Raw genomic sequence first — 19,436 nt, forward strand, 5'->3', positions numbered from 1 at the left:
GCCGCAACAGGAGTCACACGGCCTCGGCGGCCAGGTCCCGGTCGCCCTTGCCAGCGCTCCGGCCCTCGCAGGCCGCTTCGACAACGTCCGGTTTGCGGATCAGGAGCAGCGCCGCGTCGTCGTGGAGACGGCCGCCCACGTGGGCCAGCAGTTCATCGTGGAGCGCGCTCAGGGTATGGGCCGGGTCGTCGGAGACGTGCCGGGCCAGGCCCTCGTGAAGCGGGTAGAACTCGCGGCCCCCGTCACGGGCCTCGGTGACCCCGTCCGTGTAGAGCAGGAGTTGATCTCCGTCGGCGAAGGGCAGCACCTGCAGGCCGGGGGTGTGGTCGGTGAGCGTGCGCAGCCCGAGGGGCGGGGCCGGGTGCGTGGGCTCGACCGCGGCGACGCTCCCGTCGGCTTGGACCAGTAGCGGCGGTGCGTGGCCGCAGTTGACCACCTCCAGCTGCCCCGGCTGCGGGTATCCGGCGACCACGGCGGTGACGAAGTCGTCGGAGCCGAGGTTGCGCGCCAGGCTCCGCTCGATCCGGTCGACGACGGCGAGGAGGTCGGGCTCGTCGTAGGCGGCCTCGCGGAAGACACCCAGCACCAGCGCGGCGGTTCCGACGGCGGGCAGACCCTTGCCGCGCACATCGCCGACGATCAGCCGCACGCCGTACGGGGTGGGTATCAGCGCGTACAGGTCCCCGCCGATGCGGGCCTCGGCCGCGGCGGCGCTGTAGCGGACGGCCACCTGGAACGGGCCGACCGTCGCCGGTACCGGCTTGAGCAGCGCGTGCTGGGCGGTCTCGGCGACCGAGCGGACGGCCGCGAGCACACGTTCCCGGCGGCTGCGCAGCGCGCTGGCCAGGCCGCTCGCCAGGGTGACGGCCACGAGGGCGGACAGTACGGCCGCCAGTTCGCCGCCCGGCACACCGTCCCGGGCGCCTAGCGTGGCGCCGAGCACGGCGGCGAGGAGGCCGACGCACAGGACTCCGCGCGGCCCGTTGGTGGTGGCGGCCAGGGCGGGCCCGGCCGCGAGCATGGGCAGCCAGATCATGCCGGCTCCGCCGAAGACGTCGGCGAGCACGATGACGGCGACGATCAGCACCGGCAGGCAGGCTGCCCCGGCTGCCAGCTGTGCCACGACCCGCCTGCGGAGCGATGCCCGGGTACCGGCCACTCGGTTCCAGAACGGCCGTATCGGCCAGTGGGCGCCATCGTGGTCTGGGGCCTGACTCATGTTCTGTCTGCAGTCCTTACCTGTGTAGGGCACATCGGTCCGGGGGCCCACTGCTGAAATGCCTGTTTCATCCAGGAAACGTGGTCGGGCGCGGGTGTCACAAGGAGAGGGATTTCAGATAGTGAGCGACAGGCTCCGGGTGACCCGGCTCGCGGTCGGCAGCAGCCGCGCCCGGATCTCCGGCAGCCGGGCGAGCCGGTCGGCCGGCAGGGAGACGCCGAGCGACCCGAGCGTGTCCCCGCAGTAGACGGGTACGGCGACGCAGACCGTGCCGAGCGAGTACTCCTCGAGGTCCGTGACGGCCGGGGCGACGGGTGAGGAGTCCAGGCGCCGCAGCAGTTCCGGCCGGCTGGTGATCGTCCGCGGGGTGAGGTCGGCGAGATGGTGGCGGGAGAGGTAGTCCTTGCGGGACTCCTCGTCCAGCTCGCGCAGCACGGACTTGCCCAGGGCGGTGGCGTGCCCCGCGTCCTCGAACCCCACCCACAGGTCGACGCGGGGCGCCCGCGGGCTGTCGACGATCTCGGCGACGCGGATCTCGCCGTCCTCGTAGAAGGTGAGGTACGTGGCGGTCGCGAGCTCGTCGCGCAGCGCGGCGAGGGTGGGCCGCACCCGGTTGAGCAGCGCCTGCCCGCGGCCCGTGCTCTGCAGCGTGTCCAGCTTGTCGCCCAGCACGAATCGGCCGTCGCCGAGCTTGCGCAGATATCCGTCGTGGACCAGCGTGCGCAGCAGGTGGTAGGCGGTGGCCAGGGGCAGACCCGTCTCACGTGCCAGCTGCTTCGCCGGCGCGCCGTTCTCGTACGCGCTCGCCGCCTCCAGCAGCCGGAAGGCCCGCTGGACAGACGTGATCAACGTAGGGCCGTCTTGCGCACCCATGGGACCAGCGTGCGCCAGGCGCCCGGCGCGGGCAAGGTGAGCGGCGCGGGCAAGGTGAGCGGCGAACCGCAACTTCGCGGTCCTCGCCGTCGAGGTGGCGGAAACTCACTGGCCCGGCCGGTTCCCGAGGCGTGATACTCGCTGTTCATGACGCGTGACGACGCCACCGGAGACATCCCGGTCACCCCGGCGCTGCGTCGGGTGCTGGCGCGCGCCGACGCTCCGGAACTGTTGGACCTGCTGGCCGACGGGATGCCGGGCGCGGATCTGACCACGCTGCTGCTGGAGGTGTTCCGGCGCCGGGCGGACCGGCTCTCGCCGGCCGAGGTGATGCGGCGCTATCGCAGCGACCGCTTCGTGGCCCCGGCACCGGTCGACTTCGCCGCACTGCGCCGCACCGAGGACGCGTTGCTGGCGGCGCTGCCCGACGCCTTCGAGGTCCTGGTACTCGCCCCCGTCGTGCCGCTGGCCGCGCATTCGGCGGTGGCGACCGTCGATCCGCGCAAGGTGATCGCGACGGTTCGGGGCAGCGAGGTGGCCGCCGATCCCACGAACGCACTGGCGCTGGAGGCAGCGCACCGGCGCTCGCTGGCTCTGACCGACGATCCGCGCTCCGACGTGCCGGTGAGGCTGGCGGCCGGCCAGCGCGTGACGCGCGCCCAGAACTTCAACGCTCCGGGGATGCTCGCCCACTTCCAGCTGTTCGGCCTGGTGACCGCCGGCCGGGACACCGGCAACCGGCGCTTCGAACACCGGCACCTGGCCGACCACCTTCGCTTCGCCGCCCGGGCCATGGCCGACGTCGGGATACAGGACACACAGATCAGACTGACCGTCCTGGACGACGCGGCTGCTCCGCTCCTCGAGGGGATGCGCCACGAGCTCGCCGGGCTGTCGGGAGTGGAGGTGCGCGAGGACCCCGACCGGGCCACGGGACGCGGCTACTACACCGGCCTCTGCTTCAAGATCCACGCGAGCATCGGAGGCCGGCAGCTGGAGGTCGGCGACGGCGGCTTCGTCCAATGGAGCCAACTGCTCACCGGGAACCGCAAAGAACGCCTACTGATCAGCGGATACGGCGTCGACCGCCTCGCCGAGGCCCTGCCGTAACCGAACCCGGCCGTCCCGCCACGCCCGTTGACTCCACCGACGCCACCTGCCCCACGCCCGGTTCGCAAGCTCCGCTTCGGACGACCGGCGGACGGCTCTTGTGCGCGATGGAGCGTGAGCGCATTCCAGGCTGCGCCCTAGCCTTCCCTCATCGAGTGCCGGTCGTCCCCAACCGACGGAGGTTGTCGCGCGTGAAGGCGAAGTCGACTGTTCAGATCGATTCGGATCGAGTCCTGGTCACGGAGTGGTGCTTCGCCCCGGGCGCCGAGACGGGCCCTCACGTTCATGCACACGACTACGTGGTGGTTCCCCTGATCACCGGAACAGTGCGTGTGGAGGACTCGGCAGGGGAACGCGAGGTGGAGATGCATGCGGGTGTTTCCTACGCACGGTCTGCCGGTGTCGCGCACAACCTGGTCAACGTGAACGGGTACGAATTCCGCTTTGTCGAAGTCGAGCTCAAGTAGAGGACGGCCCGCCGAACACGGCGGGCCGTCAAGAGTCGTCGAGGCCGGAAGCCCCCTTGATCACGCAGCGGACTCCGCGTCCGTGGCGTCCGTCGTTTCGCCGTGGTTCCGGCTGTTCTCCTCGCGCTGCCCTTCGAGGAGCTTTTTCAGGGCGAGTTGCCTGGCCGTCTTTTCCGAGTGCAGCCTCATCTCTGCCTCTGTCCGGAGATCGAACACCATTGCCTCCTTTGAGCTGTACCTTGCCGAGAGCGTGCAGGTGAATGGGTTGCGCGTCCGCCGTCAGGGCGGGTTGCGCGCAGCCGCGCATGCGAAAGAACGGGTGGGTCAGGCTTTCCGGATGTGCGCGTCAGAAGCGCGACCGGTCGGGATCCGGGAGCGACCATGCCGACCGGTACCCGGGTTCATGGGGAATCCGCCGCCGCTGCATCGTCACACCTCCCGAACCTACCTCGACCTCTTTGCCAACACATTACCCCACGACGAAGGCCCAAGTCACGGTCAAATGACCTTCGTACACAGGTAATTGGCGAATTGTTCACCAGGCCACGGGCAACTCCCGCACCCCGTGTATCGCGCGCCCCTCGAACGCGTACTGCTCCACGGCCGGGTCGGTCAGCCGCAGGCCGGGCAGCCGGTGGAAGAGCATGGGCAGCGCGACCTGGAGTTCGGCCCGGGCGAGGGACTGGCCGAGGCAGTGGTGCAGGCCGTGTCCGAAGGCGAGGTGCTGTCCGGCGTCCCGGGTGAGGTCGAGCGTGTCCGGGTCGGCGAAGACCGCCGGATCCCGGTTGGCCGCCTGCAGGGCGACCACCACGCCCTCGCCGGCCCGGATGGTGACTGCGCCGATTTCGACGTCCTCGGTGGCGATGCGGCGCAGGCCGATGTGGACGACGGTCAGGTAGCGCAGGAGTTCCTCGACCGCGCCCGGCACGAGGTCCTCGTCGGCGCGCAGCGCGGCCAGTTGGTCGGGGTGGCGCAGCAGTGCGACGACGCCGAGGGAGAGCATGCTCGCGGTCGTCTCGTGCCCGGCGATGAGGAGTTGGACGAGCAGCCCGGCCGCCTCCGCCGGGGTGGCCTCGCCGGAGGCGACCCGTTCCGTGGCGAGCTTGCTCATCAAGTCGTCGCCGGGCTCACGCGACTTGGCCGCCAGCAGCTCCTGCAGATAGCCGAAGAGCGCCGCCCAGCCGGCCCGCATCGCCTCCGGTCCGGCCGTGACGGTGGCGAAGGCGGCGGCCTGCCGGTGGATGAAGTCCCGGTCCGTGTACGGCACTCCGAGTAGTTCGCAGATGACCAGGAGGGGCAGCGGCAGGGTGAGGTGCGCGACGAGATCGGCGGGTTGCTGCTGCTTGACCAGGCCGTCGAGGAGCTCGCCGGTGATGTTCCGGATGGCCGGCCGCAGCTGCTCGACCCGGCGGAAGGTGAACTCGGGGATGAGCATGCGGCGCAGCCGGGTGTGGCCGGGCGGATCCATGGCGAACAGCTGACCGGGCGTGCGCGGCGGCGGGGTCGGCTGCAGGCCGGGGAAGCCCGGCCGGACGTTCTCGGAGCTGAACCGCGGGTCGCTGAGGACGGCGCGCGCGTCCTCGTGCCTTGTGACGAGCCAGGGATGGGTGTCACCCCACAGGCTGATCCTGGCGAGGGGCCGCTCCGTGGTCCAACGCCCGTACTCGGCGGCCGGATCGAGGAGGGGGCGGTGGCTGGGCAGGGGCGGAGGCGAGGGGTCGGTGGCGTGCATGTGGGGGGCTCCAGTAGTGCGAGTTACGGGTTCGGACGGTCAGGGGGCGGTGATGCCGGCCAGGTCGAGGAGGAGGTCCTTGACGTCGGTCGCGTCGATCTCGTCGCGTGCGGGGCCGGGGCGCGAGCAGAGCAGTACGGGGCTGTCCTGCGGGTCGCTCGGCAGCCGGCCGTGGCTGCCACGGACGCCGGAGGGGTCCAGCGGGACGGTCTGGATGCGGTAGCGCAGGCCGAGCTTCTTGCGGGCGACCTGGGCGGCGGCGCGTCCCTTCACGCCGGGCACGGTGGGGTCGTAGAGGAGCTCGGCGGGGTCGTAGCCGGGCTTGCGGTGGATCTCGACCTGGCGGGCGAAGTCGGGGGCGCGGTCGTCGTCCAGCCAGTAGTAGTACGTGAACCAGGCGTCGGAGTCGGCCACGGCGACCAGCTCTCCGGAGCGTTCATGGTCCAGCCCGTGGGCCGCCTTGCCCTCGGCGTCCAACACCTTGTCCACGCCCGGGAGTTCGGCGACGATCTTGGCGACGGCGTCCGTGTCGGCGGGGTCGCGGACGTAGACGTGGGCGATCTGGTGGTCGGCGACGGCGAAGGCGCGGGAGGTCCACGGGTCGAGGTACTCCATGCCGTCCTGTGTGTGGACCTCGAGCAGTCCGGCGCGGCGCAGGGCGCGGTTGATGTCGACCGGGCGGGAGGCGGGTGCGATGCCGTACTCGCTGAGGATCACGACCGTGGCGTCCTCGCGCCGGAAGTGATCGAGGAGGGGGCGCAGGGCGTCGTCGAGCCGGCGTGCCTCGCGCGCCGACTGCGCGGAGTCCGGGCCGGAGCGCTGGGGCTCGTAGTCGAGGTGCGGCACGTAGACCAGGGTCAGGTCGGGCTGGTGCTCGTCGAAGATCTGGCGGGCGGCCGCGAGGATCCACTGGCTCGAGGGCATGCCCGCGTTGGGGCCCCAGTAGGTGAACAGGGGGAACGGGCCGAGCCGGTCGGTGAGTTCGTCGTGCAGGGACGGCGGCCAGGTGTAGCAGTCGGGTTCCTTGCGGCCGTCGGAGTAGTAGATCGGGCGCGGGGTGACGGTCAGGTCGACGTCGGCGCCCATGGCGTACCACCAGCAGACGTTGGCGACCTTGAAGCCGGGCCTGCTCCTGCGCGCGGTGTGCCACATCTTCTCGCCGCCGACCAGGGCGTTGTGCTGGCGCCACAGGAGGACCTCGCCCAGGTCGCGGAAGTACCAGCCGTTTCCTACGATGCCGTGCTCGGAGGGCGGTGCACCGGTCAGGAGGGTGGACTGCACGGAGCAGGTCACGGCGGGCAGCACGGTGTTCAGGCGGGCCTGGAAGCCCTGTTCGGTGACCGCCGAGACGGCGGGCATGTGGCGCAGCATGCGGGGAGTGAGGCCGACAATGTCGAGGACGACCAGTCTTGTCATGAGACGGGTTCCGTTCGTGAATGGGGCTTGAGGCCGAGTTCCTCGAACCGGTCCCGGGTCCAGGCCAGTTCGGCGGCCAGGCCCGCGACGAGGCCCTCGCGGTCGCGTGGTCGCAGGTGTTCGGGTAGGACGGACCAGGTGTAGGTCTCGACCTCGATGTGGTCGCAGAGTGCCTGCGGGCCGCCGAGCAACTCGCCCAGTGCGGTGGTCAGTTCGGGTGCGGTGGTGCGCAGGGGCGGTTCGGGCTCGGCGTGCAGCGGTGCGTGGAAGTGCACCCGCCAGGGGGAGCCGGCGTCCAGGCCTCCGGCCAGGGCGTCCGGGAGGTCGTCCACGCCGGTGACCGTGCCGCCCGGGGCCGTCCTGGTCTGGTGCAGGAAGCGGGGTTCGGCGAACCGGGCGAGCGCGCGGCGCGCCTCCGGCTCGGCGGGGTCGTCGGCCTGGAGTGCGCTGGAGGCCTGCATCTTGACGACCGGAAGCCCTGCGTCGGCGAGGCGGCGCAGTGCCGTGGCCGGTTCCTCGAACTGCACGGCGAGATGGCAGGTGTCCAGGCAGATCCCGAGCCGCTCGGGGTCCACTCCCCCGAGTTCCCGGACCGCCTGGACGGTGTTCTCGACCACGCATCCGGGTTCGGGTTCGAATCCGACTCGGATCGTACGGTCTGTCTCGCGCTCCAACTCGCCAAGTTCTACGGCGAGTTGCTCCAGGGCCCGGCGGGCGACGTCATGTTGGGCGGTGTGCCACGGGGTGCGCCAGGCCAGTGGCAGGGTGGAGACGCTGCCGTGCCGTGCGTCGTCCGGCAGCAGTCCCGCCAGCACGCGGGCGCAGTCGAGCGTGTAGCGCAGGCGGGCGGGGTCGGTCCAGTCGGGCAGGTAGACGTCCTTCTTGACCACCTCGCGGTGGAATCCGCCGTAGGGGAAGGCGTTGAGGGTGACGGTCTCCAGGCCGCGTGCGGTCAGCTCGGTGCGCAGGCGGTGGACGGCGTCGGGTCGGGCGGAGAGTTCGGTGACCACGTCGCGGGCCAGCCACAGGCCGATGCCGAGCAGGTCGGCGCCGAGGGATTCGCGTACGGGCTCGGCGTAGGCGGCGAGTTGGTCGACCACTCCGTCGAGGTTCTCGGCCTGGTGCACGTTGCTGCAGTAGGCGAGGTGGACGGTCGTACCGTCGGGGTGTCGGAAGCGCACGACGGGTTCACTCTCCGCCGCGTTTGATGGAATTGCCCTCGTAGAGCGCGGTGTCGTCCGGCTTGATGTCCTCGAGGTCGAGCCGGCCGCTCTGGCCGTAGAAGTCCACCGGGTTGCGCCACATGACCTGGTCGACGGTGTCGTCGTCGAAGCCGGCGGCGAGCATGGCGTCCGCGGTCTTTCGCGTCTTCAGGGGGTCGCTACGGCCCCAGTCGGCGGCCGAGTTGACGAGTTTCCGCTCGGTGCCGTGCTCCTGGAGGATGCGCACCATGCGGTCCTCGCTCATCTTGGTGTCGGGGTAGATGGAGAAGCCCATCCAGCAGCCGCTGTCGGCGACCATGGCGACGGTGAGTTCGGTGAGGTGGTCGACGAGGACGCGCTCGGGCGGGATGCCGGACTCGCGGACCACGTCGAGGGTGCGGCGGGTGCCGACGGCCTTGTCGCGGTGCGGGGTGTGGACCAGCACCGGCAGCTCGTGCTCGACGGCGAGTTCGAGCTGGCGGGCCAGCGCCTCGTCCTCCTCCGGGGTCATGGAGTCGTAGCCGATCTCACCGACGGCCACCACCCGGTCCTTGTCGAGGTAGCGCGGCAGCACGTCCAACACTCCTGTGCAGCGAGGGTCGTTGGCCTCCTTGGGGTTGAGGGCGATGGTGCAGCGGTGCTGGATGCCGAACTGGGCGGCGCGGTGGGGCTCCCAGCCGAGCAGCGCGTCGAAGTAGTCGGTGAAGCTGTCCACCGAGGTACGCGGCTGCCCGAGCCAGAACGACGGCTCCACCACGGCCCGGACGCCGGCCGCGTACATCGCCTCGTAGTCGTCGGTGGTGCGGGAGGTCATGTGGATGTGGGGGTCGAAGATGCGCATCATGCGGCTCCTGCGGGCGCGGTGGAGATGAAGACGGCGAGGGCCCGGACGGCCGCGGCGCGGCGGTCGGGCACGGGTGAGTGGGCTTCGGCGGGCAGCCCGGAGGCTTCCAGCGTGCCGGGGTGGGCGCGCACGACGGGCCAGACGTCGGCGGGTACGTCACGTCCGGCGGCGACCCGCTCATGGGCGAAGTCGGCCAGCATGCGGGCGAGTTCGCGGTCAGCGCGCTCCTCGAGGCCCGCGACCCGGTCCAGCGGGATGCCGCTGAAGACGCACTTCAGTACGGCGTGCCGGTAGCCGTCGTAGTCCAGGTGGCGTGCGGCGTACGGGCCGAGGGCCGCCTCGATCAGGTCGGTGTCGTTGCCCCGCAGCGCGGCGCGTACCAGCGGTAGTCCGAGGTCGCCGAAGGAGGTGTCGGCGTCGTCCAGCAGGGCCAACGAGCGCAGCACTGCCCGCTGTTCGCCGGCGTCGCCGTACCGGTGGAGGGCGGTGACCTCCTCGGCGAGTGCGGCTCCGCGCAGCGGCAGAGCGGTCAGCAGCCGGGCGCGGGCGGCGTCCGCCACCGTCCAGCCGTCGGCGAGCGGTTCGCGCCCGCAGCGTCGGCCGACGGCGGGAAAGTGGGCGCGCACGGCTGCCGGGTCCTGTTCGACGCGGGTGACGGCGTCCGTCAGCCAGCGCTGTGCGTCGGCGGTGAGGTGTCGGTCGAGGGCGGTGGAGATGTGCGGATCCACGGCACATGCCTCCTGTTGGGATGGGAGTACGACAACAGCCGTACGGAAGAGGGAAGGTGACGGTGCGGTGAAGGGCCGAGGGCTCAGAACGGCTCGGCGGTCTTGAGGAACTCCAGGGAGCGGTGGGCGACTTCGGGGGCGTTCAGGGACGCACCCTGGATCTCCACCGACACGGGCCCCTGATAGCCGGAGGCCTTCAGCGCGGCCAGGACGGGCGGGAAGTCGATCTCGCCCATGCCGAGTTCGAGGTGTTCGTGCACACCGCGCCGCATGTCCTCGATCTGCACGTTCACCAGGTGCGGTGCCGTCAGGGCGATGCAGTCGAGCAGGGGCAGGTCATCGACGCAGTGGGCGTGGCCGATGTCGAGTGTGATGCCGAACAGATCGGGGTCGCCGAGCCGGTGGCGCAGCTCCAGCACTCGTTGCACGGTGTCGACGAACATGTACGGTTCCGGCTCGAATCCCAGGGCCACACTGTGCTGTTGGGCGACGGCGAGGACCTCTTCGCAGCCCGCGGCCAATCGCTTCCACGCCTCCTCCTCGGGCACGCCCTCGGGCGCCGGGCCGCTGCACAGGTGGACGGCCGGGGCGCCCAGGTCGGCCGCGATGCGCACGGCGCGTGCCAGCAGGTCGACGCGCCGCTCGGCGCCTGGGGCGGACATCAGGGTGGGCAGGTGCTTGTGCCACGGGTCCAACAGATACGGCGCCCCGGTCTCCACCATGACTGCAAGGCCGAGCCGCTCCAACCGCCGTGCCAGGTGGGCGACTTGGCGAGGCAGGTCGGCGGCGAAGGGGTCGAGGTGGCCGTGGTCGAGGGTGAGGCCGACCGAGTCGTAGCCGAGGTCGGCGAGCACGGACAGCACGTCGTCGAGTCGGTGGTGGGCGAAGCCGTTGGTGCCGAAGCCGTAGCGAAGTCGGCCTGTGGGCGGGGGTATCGGGGTCATGTGGGCGACACTTTTCGGGCGAGTCTGCGCGCCAGCGGGTGCGCCACGGCCAGGGCTCCGGCCAGGCCGGCCGCTCCGCCGCCCGCGGTGAGCGCCGCCTGCAGGGGCATCAGCGACAGGATGCCGGTGCCGACGGCGGTGCGGACGTTCGCCGCGGACGGCTCCCGGGCCGCGCGTGCCTGGGCCGTGCCGTAGGAGGCGAGATAGCCGAGCGCGCCGGCCGCCGCGCCGATCCGGGCCGTTCTGCTGCGGCGTCGTAGGCCCGGAAGTGCCGCTGCGGCCAGGGCGGTTGCGGTGCTGCCTGCGAGCGTGGCGGCGGGCAGTGTGCGGGGTGCCCCGGAGATCTCGTGGCGGCTGAGTGCTGTGACGGTGTAGGTGTGCGCGCCGGTCAGCAGGGCGGCCGGCAGTGCGGGGGCCCTGCGTCCGGGCTCCGCTCCGGCCAGTACGTTCAGCGCGCGTGCGCCCGCCATGGCGGCGGGACCGGCGGGGGTGGATTTCAGTCGGAGGTCGTACGCCCAGACCAGTCCGGTCAGCGGAAGCGCCACGCCCAGTGCCCGGCGCCCGCCTGCCAGGGCGGAGAGGCCGAGACCCGCGGCGGTGAGTCCGCAGGCGGTGGCCAGTGCGGTGCGGCGGGCAACTCGCCCGGAGGGTATGGGTCGTTCGGGCCGCTCCACCGCGTCCACGGTCGCGTCCCCGTAGTCGTTGAGTGCCATGCCCGCCCAGTAGAGGGCGACCGACGAGGCCATTGTGGCGAGGATGCGGGGCCGTGGCGTGCCGGCGCTCGCGACGGCTCCGGCGAGGACGTCGCCGGGGACGCTGAGGGCTGCGGGCAGGCGGAGCAGGTTCGCCAGATCGGCGAGGCGGGGGGAAGAACTGAAGTCGTTCGGGCCGTGCATGATCGGACCCTACGTCCAACTGCTTGAATCTTGAGACATCTTCTGGCCTTCATTTGTGTGAAGAAGCTGTGCGTGCGACCAGTCGAACAAGACCGCTGCGTGTACGCACCGCCACCCCCGCTTCACCCGCGTGGTCCTTCAACTCCTCGCTCACGCAGCGATCTACGGCCTCGTGGCGCATGGCGAGCCCGAAGACCAGTTGCGCGGAAACGGCACCCTCAGGGCCTCAGCCGCTACCGGTGCGTGCTCGGCGGCCGCGTGCAGGCGGCCGTAGCGCTGGGCGATGGCGCCGGTGCGCAGCATCGCGTCGATCAGTTCGGTGGCGAAGGTTTCGGGGGTTCGGCCCAGGAGGCGGGCGGCGTCCGTCAGCCAGGCCCGGGCGTGGAGGTAGGGCTCGGCCTCGGTGGTGGGGATGCCGTCGCGGATCATCAGGGCGTAGGCGAAGATGCGGCGGGCGCCGTACCAGACGGCGCCGGACGGGTCGTCGACGAGGCGCTGGGCGCGGCGCAGTGCGGTGGCGAACGCGGCGCCCGGATCGGCTGGGATCGGACCGTGCCCGGGCAGCAGGACGCGGGGGGCGAGGTCGGCCAGGCGGTGCAGGGAGGCCAGGGCCGTGCCGGCCGCTTCCGGGCCGTCGAGGGCGAGGTTGACCCAGCCGACGTCGTAGTCGGACAGGGCGTCCCCGACCGCCAGCAGTCGCTGCTCCGGCTGCCACAGTGCCAGGTGGCCGGGGGTGTGGCCGGGCGTGCGCACGATCTGCCAATCGGCGTCGCCGAGTTGGAGGATCTGGCCGTCGTCGAGGGGTTCGTCGACGGTGTAGGGGGCGACCGGTTGGTCGAGGTATTCGGCCTGGCAGCATCCGGGGTCGCGGCGCGCGATGGCCCGGGCCTCCGGGGTGCCGGCCGCGATGCGGGCGCCGGCCGCCTGCAGGAGCGCGTTGCCGCCGACGTGGTCGGAGTGCCAGTGGGTGTTGACGACGAGCGCGACCCTCGTCCCGGCGCGGGCGCGGGCCCAGGCGGCCGTCTCCTGCGCGTGGCCGACAAACCCGCTGTCGACCAGGGCCGGCCCGCGGCCGTGCAGCAGAAGCAGGTTGGCGTCGGGAAACGGTCTGCGCCGCCAGGTCACCCAGGACGGCAGCCGCTCGTCGTCACCGGCCATCGGCAACCTCCTTGTCGGCGCGGTCGGTTGGGGTTGCTCACCATTCCGCCGGGCGGCCCTTGAGCTGCTGCCAGTAGCGGCGATGGGCGTGCCGGGCCCCCTCGCTCGACATCACCGCGGCAAGCTCCTTGTCCAACGCGTCGGAGAGTTCGGCGATGTCGCGCAGGGCGGCGGCCTGACAGGCCCGCTTGGTGAACGCGTACGGCTCGATGGAGTCCTCGGGTGTCTCCCCGGCGAGGGCGACGGCCCGCTCCAGCAGCTCCTCGGCCGGTGCCAACTCCTGCACCATGCCCAGCTCGTGGGCCTGTCGCGGCGTGAAGATCTCCCCGCGCAGGCACGTACGCGCGGCCACCGGCTCGCCCCAGGCGTAGGCGAGCATCCGGACGTACACCGCGGGCATCGGGATACCGATCGGCACCTCGTTGAGCCCGAGGCGCGCCGACTCGTCGTCGACGGCCACCCGGTGGTCGCACACGGCGGCCGTGATCAACCCGCCCGCGAACGCATGGCCGTTGAGGGCGGCGACCGTCGGCCGCGGGTAGGTGAACAGGCGGAAATTCGTCGCCCGGTACTCCTGGAACCAAGACGCGACCGCCGCCGTAGCACCGGCGAAGAGCGGGAAGTGCTCGCCGAGGTCGAGCCCGGCGGAGAAGCGGGAGCCGGTGCCGGTCAGGACGACCGGGGAGTCGGTGTGGTCGCGTTCGAGCCGGTCGAAGGCGTCGTGCAGGTCGGCGAAGAAGGCGCGGTTCTGCGCGTTGACGGGGTTGGTCGTCATCGTCACGACGGCGACTCGGCCGCGCCGCTCGATCGTCCAGCTCATGCTCGCTCCTCCAGTCGTACGGGGACGGGATCGCCGTCGGTCCGCGCCTCCAGCGCATGCAGTACGGCCACCATGTCCTCGCCACCATGCCCCCGCGCCACGGTCTCGGCGTAGAGGGCGTGGCAGATGTCGAGGAGCGGGGAGGCGAGGTCGGCCTTGCGGGCGGCCTCCGCGATCAGCCGGTTGTTCTTCAGGACGTCCGCGGCACCCGCCTGCACGCTGAAGTCGCGGGCCAGCAGCTTGGGCCCCTTCACCCGGGACACGGCGCTGGCCATCGGCCCCGCGTCGAGGACGTCCCGGAGCAGCCGCTGGTCGAGCCCGTGCCGGTCGGCGAAGTGGAACGCCTCGGTCAGCCCGGTGACGAGCGTGATCAGGAAGAGGTTCACCGAGAACTTCATCAGCAGCGCACCCGGCACCGCACCGCAGCCGAACGTCTCCCGGCACAGGGGCGCGAGCAGGGGCCGTACGACCGCCACGGCGTCCTCCTCTCCCGCCAGCATCCCCACCAACTCCCCCTGTTCCGCGGGGACTCGGGAGCCGGAGACCGGGGCCTCAAGATATCTTCCGCCCGCACCTCGCACGGCGTCCTCCAGTCCGGCCGAGTACTCGGGCGAGGTCGTACCCATGTGGACGACGGTGCGGCCGGCCACGCGCGAGGCGAAGTCCGCGGTACCGCGCCCCAGCACCGCATCCATGGCGGCCTCGTCGGCCAGCATCAGGATCACGGTCTCCGCCCGCTCGAAGACCTCGGCGGGGCTCGCCGCGACCGCGGCTCCGGCGGCGCGCAGGGGGTCGCACCTGTCCGGTGTGCGGTTCCAGACGACCAGTGGCGTCCCGGCGCGGGCGAGGTTGAGGGCCATGGGCTGCCCCATGACACCGAGGCCGATGAAACCGACGTACACGACACACCACCACTTACGTCCGGTCACGGACCACGGACCACGGACTATGACAGCGGTCATAGTAGCCGAGTCCTATGACAGCGGTCATAAGATGGGGCGCGGAAAACTCGATGAATGGGGAGACCGAGGATGTCCGAACGAGGGCCGCGCGAGCGGATGGTCTTCAGCGCGGCCCAGCTCATCCGGCGCGACGGGGTCGCCTCCACCGGCATGCGCGAGGTAGCCAGCCACGCAGACGCCCCGCGCGGCTCGCTCCAGCACTACTTCCCGGGCGGCAAGGAACAGCTGGTCAACGAGGCAGTGGACTGGGCGGGCCGGTACGCGGGCAACCGCGTCGCCCGCTTCCTGACCGCGCTGCCCGAGCCGACGCCCGGCGGGCTGTTCGCCGAGATGGTGCGCCAGTGGACCGACGAGTACGAGCGCGCCGGGTTCGCGGGCGGCTGCCCCGTGGCCGCCGCCACGGTGGACTGCGCGGAATCCACCGTCTCCACACGGGAGGCGGCGGCCGCCGCCTTCGCCACCTGGACCGCACCGGTGGCCCGGGCCCTGGTGGACATGGGGGTGCCCGAGGAGCGGGCGGGCGCGCTGGCCACCCTCATGATCAGCACGCTGGAGGGGGCGATCCTGATGGCCCGGGCCGAACAGGACGTGCGCGCCCTGACGACCGTGGCCCGGGAACTCGGTCCGCTGCTCGACGCAGCGGTGCGCAAGGGCGACTGAACGCGGGCCGGCGGCGGGCGGGAAACCTGGTGGCCGACGGTCCACGCCGTCCGGGTCACTCCGGCGGTGTCGGTGTGTCATGCGTGCGGTACATCGCCTGTACGTCCAGCTCGAGTTGGACCGTCGGGCCGACCACCGCGATGCCGCGGGCCAGCATCGAGCGCCAGTTGAGGGTGTAGTCCTCGCGGTGCAGTTCCGTCTTGGCCAGGGCGGCGCAGCGCAGTTCCTCGCCGTAGCCGCCGTTGACCATGCCCAGGTAGGTGGTGTCCAGGGAGACCGATCGGCTCACGCCGTGCATGGTCAGGGTGCCCAGCAGCGACCACTTGCTGCCGCCGCGGTAGGCGAAGCGAGTGCTGCGGAAGTCGATGTACGGGAAGTGGTCGACGTCGAGGAAGTCGGCCGAACGCAGGTGGGCGTCCCGGGTGTTGTTGCCCGTGGTGATGCTCGACGCGTCGATGCGGACGTGGACACGGGAGTCGGACACGTCCTGGGTGACCTGGATGCCGCCCTCGAAGCGTTCGAAACGGCCGTGGACGTTCGCCATGCCGACGTGCTTGGCGATGAAGCGGATCGCCGTGTGCGGCGGGTCGAAGAGCCAGGTGCCGGGCACCGGCAGGTCCGCCTGCCGGCCCGGCTGGAGCCAGACGCGCTGCGAGGCCACGCCCGCGTCGGCGACGACGTCGACGCTCTCGCGGTGCGGCTCCAGCCCCTCGGCCACGACCATCAGGCTGTAACTGCCCGGCGGCAGCACGGCCATGAACAGTCCGTACGGGTCCGTGGTGCCGCGCGCCGCGACCTGGTGGCTGCGCAGTTCCGTCACCGTCACATCGGCGGCGCCCAGGGGCTGGTTCACCGGGTCCAGGACCTCGCGGACGACGACGCCCGCGCCGGCCGGGACGGGAAGCGTGACGCCCGCGGGGCTTCCGGAGGCATTCTTCAGTCGCCGCCGGAGCAGTCCGAGGGGCATGGGGTTCACCTTTCAGTTCTGAATGGTCGCCGTCAGGCGTGCCCGAGGATCCACCGCACGGCCTCGGCAAGCAGTTGCTCGGCGTCCTCGCCGGACGCGGCCGCCGTCGCGTGCCGGAACGCGACGTACCCGTCCGGCCGTACGAGCAGCGCGCCCGCGTCGGCCACCTCGCTCAGCCGTGCCCAGTCGCCGTACGGGTCCTCGTACTCCTGGCCGGGTCCGACGACGACGGTGGCGATGTCCAGGTCCTGGGCCTCGGCCGCCCGTACCCAACTCGCCCCGCCGATACCGGTGATGAGGGTGAAGCGCCCCTGTCCGACGACGTCGAGCGTGGACACGGTGCGCGTGCCCGAGGTGATCCAGGCGTGCGGGAGCTTGGCGCCGGGGCGGGAGGAGGGCTGGTGGTACAGCTCGGGGTCGCTGTCGAAACCGGGGTCCTCGGTGCCGTCGGGGACGATCGCGGCGGAGGCGTAGCGCTGGTTGAGGTCGACGCCGTGCGCGTTGAACTCGTACACCTTGAAGGCGATCGCCTCGCGCAGCTTCGCCCGCTGCTTCTCGGCCGCCTCGCTGGGGTCCTTGCGGGCGGCGATGTTGGCCCACAGCTGCTCGGGGGTCTGCGGCGAAAGTCCGTCCAGCGCCTCGAAGATGGGGGCGGTCTCGCCGATGGACTTGTTGGCGCGGGTGACGATCTGCCGCCCGATCGGGGCGCGTTCGGCGGTGTAGGTGTCCAGCAGCTTCGGGGAGGCAGTGCCGTCGAGGACGAGCCTGAGCTTCCAGGCCAGGTTGTAGGAGTCCTGGATGGAGGTGTTGGAACCGAGGCCGTTGGACGGCGGGTGGCGGTGCGTCGCGTCGCCGGCGCAGAAGACCCGACCGTTCGAGTACGTCTCCGCGTACATCTCGTTGACGGTCCACGCCGAGGACGACTTGACGGTCACCGGGATCTCGTCGTCGCCGATCAACTGCCGTACGACGGACTCGGCGTACTCGGTGGTCAGGTCGGGAGCGCCGGCGGTGACGTCGTAGCCCCAGACGATCAGCCACTCGTTCCAGGGCCGCACACAACGCACGAGCCCCGCGCCGATGCCACCGACGGTGGCGCCGGGCGCCAGCACCCAGTACAGGGTGGACGGCCGATGAGCGGTGTACTTGCTCAGATCCGCGTCGAAGACGATGTTGATGCTGCCGGCCACGCCCATCTGGCCGCCCATCGGCAGCCCGGCGTCCTCGGCCACCTGGCTGCGCCCGCCGTCGGCGCCGATCAGGTACTTGGCACGGATGGTGTACTCGTCGCCGCGCAGCCGGTCCTCGACCGTCACCGTCACACCGAAGGCGTCCTGGACGAAGGACTTGTAGACGGTGCTGAAGCGCAGGTTCGTGCCGCGGGCGACGGCCGCGTCGATGAGTACGGGCTCCATCAGGTGCTGGGGCATGTCGCACATGCGGGTGGGGCTGGCGAGGTCGTGCGCGGCCTGCACGAGGGGGTCGTTGCCCCAGGAGCGGACCCGGCCGAGTTCCTCACCGGCGAGGCTGGTGCAGAACGTCGTGTTGCCCATGAGGTGCTGCGGGGTCGCCTTGGCGATCACCTCGTCCTCGACTCCGAGGTCGCGCAGCACCTCCATGGTGCGCTGGTTGGTGATGTGCGCGCGGGGCGTGTCGGCGAGGCTCGCGTAGCGGGTGACGACGATGTTCGGCACGCCGTAGGTGCTCAGCGCGAGCGCGGCGGAGGCGCCCGCGGGACCGCTGCCGACAATCAGTACGTCGGTCACGACATCGGGCTCGACGGTCTGCACGGGGAACGCTCCAGGGCTCCGGGGAATGCGAACAGGCACCTACTGTTCAAGATCATGTAGGCCGGGGCCGGAGCGTGGGTGTCTCAATACGAGACAGTCCTACGAGACAGTTCACTCGTCCCGGTGGCTGACGATGTTCAGGACGTTGCCGTCGGGGGCGCGGACGAAGAACCGGCGCAGGCCCCACGGTTCCTCGGTGAGCGGATGCGGGATCTCGTAACCGCGCCGCACCGCCTCGGCGTAGGCCTCGTCGACGGCCGCGCCGACCCTGACCGAGACGACCGGGTTCGCCGGCGCGGTGGCGTCGTGCGTGAGCAGTTGGATCTGGGCGTGGCCGTCGGGCGAACGGAATTGGGCCACCCAGCCCATGTTGAACCCCTCGACGCTCAGACCGAGATAGCCGGTGTAGAAGTCGCGGGCGGCCGCGATGTCCGGGACGAGCAGGTTGGCTGTGATGCCGGTGGGTTCCATCGTCACTCCTCGTTGCTCCTCGTTGCTCCGCATGGATTCCGCACTCTGCCACCAGGCAGCAGCACCGGCGCGGGTAACGCGCGGAGCGGAGGTTGTTGCGCGTTCAACCGTTCCCGGTAGGGTGAGCGGTGCCGTGACCACCGCAGAGCGCCCTTCCGTCCGCCCCACCCTCGCTTCGCTGCGCAGGGCCCGCGAGCTGTTCCTGCTGGGGCAGCAACTGCCCGACGGGGTACCGGAAGACGTCCTCGCCGCCTGGAAGCGCGCCCGCTTCTTCGGCGTACGGCATGACGCGAAGGACCCTGCGCCGGGGGTTCCGGCATCTTCCCTACGAACGCTCGAGTCCCCTCTGCTGGCCGCGGCCCGCCCGGTCCTCGAACGGATCGCCCCCACGCTCGGCACCGGGCAGACGTCGCTCGTGCTCACCGACGAGCGGCTGCGGGTGCTGTGGACTGCGGGATTCCCGCCGGGCCACCCCCACTACGACCTCTCCGAACAGGTCGTCGGCCACAACAGCGCGGCCCTCGCGCTGCACACCCGGCGTCGCGCGGAGGTACACGGCCCCGAGCACTTCCTCGACCTGTGGCAGGACGTCTCCGCGGTGAGCGTGCCGGTGCGGGCACCGGAGACCGGGCAGCTGCTGGGCACGGTGACGGTGACCTGCGGACTGTGCGCCGAGTGCGGGCCGCATCCGCAGGCTCCGCTCGCCGAGGCCGCCTCGATCGCCGTCGAGGCGGAGCTTCTTGCGCGGTCACGGGCGGCGGAACGGGTGCTGTTGGATGCGTACTTGCGGGCGGCGGGTGAGCGGGGGCGCGCGGTCGTCGCCGTCGACGGGCGGAACCGACTCGTCAGCGAGGCTGCGGGGCGGCTGCTTTCGCCGGAGGGGGTGGAGGCGCTGGAGCGGGCGGCGGTGGGGGTGCTGGGGGGTTGGGGGCGCGGGGCCGAAGCCGAGTTGGGGGCGGGGGCGGAGGCGGAGTTCAAGGGGGCCTTGGGTTCTGGAGCGTCGGGCTGGGGTGTATCGGGGTCGGTCGGCTCGGGAGCGGTCGGCCCGGAAGCGGTCGGCCCGGGAACGGTCGGCCCGGGAACGGTCGGCCCGGAAGCGGTCGGCCCGGGAACGGTCGGCCCGGGAACGGTCGGCCCGGAAGCGGTCGGCCCGGGAACGGTCGGCCCGGGAACGGTC

The 19,436-nt window shown here is 71.4% G+C and carries 20 protein-coding genes; 4 read left to right on the plus strand and 16 right to left on the minus strand.

The annotated features are described in order from the left end of the window. Nucleotides 1-13: 13 nt before the first annotated feature. Together ABZ880_RS02955 and ABZ880_RS02960 are read right to left on the minus strand one after the other, a co-directional pair. Nucleotides 14-1,036: a PP2C family protein-serine/threonine phosphatase gene (locus ABZ880_RS02955; RefSeq protein WP_361255885.1), complete on the minus strand. Its 1,023-nt coding sequence runs from the start codon at nucleotides 1,034-1,036 to the stop codon at nucleotides 14-16. Between the two features lie 297 nt (nucleotides 1,037-1,333). Next, complete coding sequence (locus tag ABZ880_RS02960) at nucleotides 1,334-2,092, minus strand: IclR family transcriptional regulator C-terminal domain-containing protein (RefSeq protein ID WP_361255755.1); 759 nt, start codon at nucleotides 2,090-2,092, stop codon at nucleotides 1,334-1,336. A gap of 147 nt (nucleotides 2,093-2,239) precedes the next feature. On the opposite strand from ABZ880_RS02960, the gene ABZ880_RS02965 reads away from it, so the two are divergent. Both ABZ880_RS02965 and ABZ880_RS02970 read left to right on the plus strand, forming a co-directional pair. Further along, a complete protein-coding gene (locus tag ABZ880_RS02965) occupies nucleotides 2,240-3,202 on the plus strand; it encodes a hypothetical protein (protein ID WP_361255757.1) in 963 nt (320 codons plus the stop codon). Between the two features lie 191 nt (nucleotides 3,203-3,393). After that, nucleotides 3,394-3,669 (plus strand): cupin domain-containing protein, encoded by a 276-nt coding sequence (locus ABZ880_RS02970; protein ID WP_361255760.1) that lies wholly within the window; start codon nucleotides 3,394-3,396, stop codon nucleotides 3,667-3,669. A gap of 60 nt (nucleotides 3,670-3,729) precedes the next feature. Here the strand turns inward: ABZ880_RS02970 and ABZ880_RS02975 are convergent, their stop codons facing one another. The 11 genes from ABZ880_RS02975 to ABZ880_RS03025 all read right to left on the minus strand — a co-directional run bounded on the left by ABZ880_RS02975 (nucleotide 3,730) and on the right by ABZ880_RS03025 (nucleotide 14,311). After that, on the minus strand, nucleotides 3,730-3,888 hold the full coding sequence (locus ABZ880_RS02975; RefSeq protein ID WP_361255763.1) for a hypothetical protein: 159 nt from the start codon (nucleotides 3,886-3,888) through the stop codon (nucleotides 3,730-3,732). A gap of 316 nt (nucleotides 3,889-4,204) precedes the next feature. Continuing rightward, a complete protein-coding gene (locus tag ABZ880_RS02980) occupies nucleotides 4,205-5,401 on the minus strand; it encodes a cytochrome P450 (protein WP_361255766.1) in 1,197 nt (398 codons plus the stop codon). A gap of 39 nt (nucleotides 5,402-5,440) precedes the next feature. Then, nucleotides 5,441-6,817 carry a nucleotide pyrophosphatase/phosphodiesterase family protein gene (locus ABZ880_RS02985; protein ID WP_361255769.1) on the minus strand — a complete coding sequence of 459 codons (1,377 nt, stop codon included), beginning with the start codon at nucleotides 6,815-6,817 and terminating at the stop codon, nucleotides 5,441-5,443. Beyond that, nucleotides 6,814-7,998, minus strand: a complete 1,185-nt coding sequence (gene eboE, locus ABZ880_RS02990; RefSeq protein ID WP_361255771.1) for a metabolite traffic protein EboE — start codon at nucleotides 7,996-7,998, stop codon at nucleotides 6,814-6,816. The genes ABZ880_RS02985 and eboE overlap by 4 nt, the downstream gene beginning before the upstream one ends. A 7-nt stretch (nucleotides 7,999-8,005) precedes the next feature. Then, a complete protein-coding gene (locus ABZ880_RS02995; RefSeq protein WP_361255888.1) occupies nucleotides 8,006-8,860 on the minus strand; it encodes a TatD family hydrolase in 855 nt (284 codons plus the stop codon). Then, nucleotides 8,860-9,591, minus strand: coding sequence for an EboA domain-containing protein (locus ABZ880_RS03000; protein ID WP_361255774.1), 732 nt, complete (start codon nucleotides 9,589-9,591; stop codon nucleotides 8,860-8,862). The genes ABZ880_RS02995 and ABZ880_RS03000 overlap by 1 nt, the downstream gene beginning before the upstream one ends. Nucleotides 9,592-9,674: 83 nt before the next feature. Continuing rightward, the gene (locus ABZ880_RS03005) at nucleotides 9,675-10,535 is read right to left on the minus strand and encodes a sugar phosphate isomerase/epimerase family protein (RefSeq protein WP_361255777.1); all 861 of its coding nucleotides are present in this window, start codon (nucleotides 10,533-10,535) and stop codon (nucleotides 9,675-9,677) included. After that, nucleotides 10,532-11,431 (minus strand): SCO3242 family prenyltransferase, encoded by a 900-nt coding sequence (locus tag ABZ880_RS03010; RefSeq protein ID WP_361255780.1) that lies wholly within the window; start codon nucleotides 11,429-11,431, stop codon nucleotides 10,532-10,534. The genes ABZ880_RS03005 and ABZ880_RS03010 overlap by 4 nt, the downstream gene beginning before the upstream one ends. Nucleotides 11,432-11,593: 162 nt before the next feature. Beyond that, nucleotides 11,594-12,589, minus strand: coding sequence for an MBL fold metallo-hydrolase (locus tag ABZ880_RS03015; protein ID WP_361255783.1), 996 nt, complete (start codon nucleotides 12,587-12,589; stop codon nucleotides 11,594-11,596). Nucleotides 12,590-12,626: 37 nt separating this feature from the next. Continuing rightward, entirely contained in the window at nucleotides 12,627-13,409 is a 783-nt protein-coding gene (locus ABZ880_RS03020; RefSeq protein ID WP_361255786.1) for an enoyl-CoA hydratase/isomerase family protein, read from the minus strand. Beyond that, the gene (locus tag ABZ880_RS03025; RefSeq protein ID WP_361255891.1) at nucleotides 13,406-14,311 is read right to left on the minus strand and encodes an NAD(P)-dependent oxidoreductase; all 906 of its coding nucleotides are present in this window, start codon (nucleotides 14,309-14,311) and stop codon (nucleotides 13,406-13,408) included. The genes ABZ880_RS03020 and ABZ880_RS03025 overlap by 4 nt, the downstream gene beginning before the upstream one ends. A 129-nt stretch (nucleotides 14,312-14,440) precedes the next feature. On the opposite strand from ABZ880_RS03025, the gene ABZ880_RS03030 reads away from it, so the two are divergent. Continuing rightward, nucleotides 14,441-15,031 (plus strand): TetR/AcrR family transcriptional regulator, encoded by a 591-nt coding sequence (locus ABZ880_RS03030; RefSeq protein WP_361255789.1) that lies wholly within the window; start codon nucleotides 14,441-14,443, stop codon nucleotides 15,029-15,031. Nucleotides 15,032-15,086: 55 nt separating this feature from the next. Here the strand turns inward: ABZ880_RS03030 and ABZ880_RS03035 are convergent, their stop codons facing one another. The 3 genes from ABZ880_RS03035 to ABZ880_RS03045 all read right to left on the minus strand — a co-directional run bounded on the left by ABZ880_RS03035 (nucleotide 15,087) and on the right by ABZ880_RS03045 (nucleotide 18,259). Further along, on the minus strand, nucleotides 15,087-15,998 hold the full coding sequence (locus ABZ880_RS03035) for a YceI family protein (RefSeq protein ID WP_361255792.1): 912 nt from the start codon (nucleotides 15,996-15,998) through the stop codon (nucleotides 15,087-15,089). A 32-nt stretch (nucleotides 15,999-16,030) separates the two neighbouring features. Continuing rightward, entirely contained in the window at nucleotides 16,031-17,788 is a 1,758-nt protein-coding gene (locus ABZ880_RS03040) for an FAD-dependent monooxygenase (RefSeq protein ID WP_361255795.1), read from the minus strand. 111 nt (nucleotides 17,789-17,899) lie between these two features. Next, nucleotides 17,900-18,259, minus strand: coding sequence for a VOC family protein (locus ABZ880_RS03045; protein ID WP_361255894.1), 360 nt, complete (start codon nucleotides 18,257-18,259; stop codon nucleotides 17,900-17,902). Between the two features lie 133 nt (nucleotides 18,260-18,392). Between ABZ880_RS03045 and ABZ880_RS03050 the strand changes: the two genes are divergently transcribed. Further along, nucleotides 18,393-19,436: GAF domain-containing protein (locus ABZ880_RS03050; protein WP_361255798.1), on the plus strand; the 1,044-nt coding region annotated here is incomplete at its 3' end.

This window comes from Streptomyces sp. NPDC047043, assembly GCF_040644055.1.
In the GTDB taxonomy this organism is placed as follows: domain Bacteria; phylum Actinomycetota; class Actinomycetes; order Streptomycetales; family Streptomycetaceae; genus Streptomyces.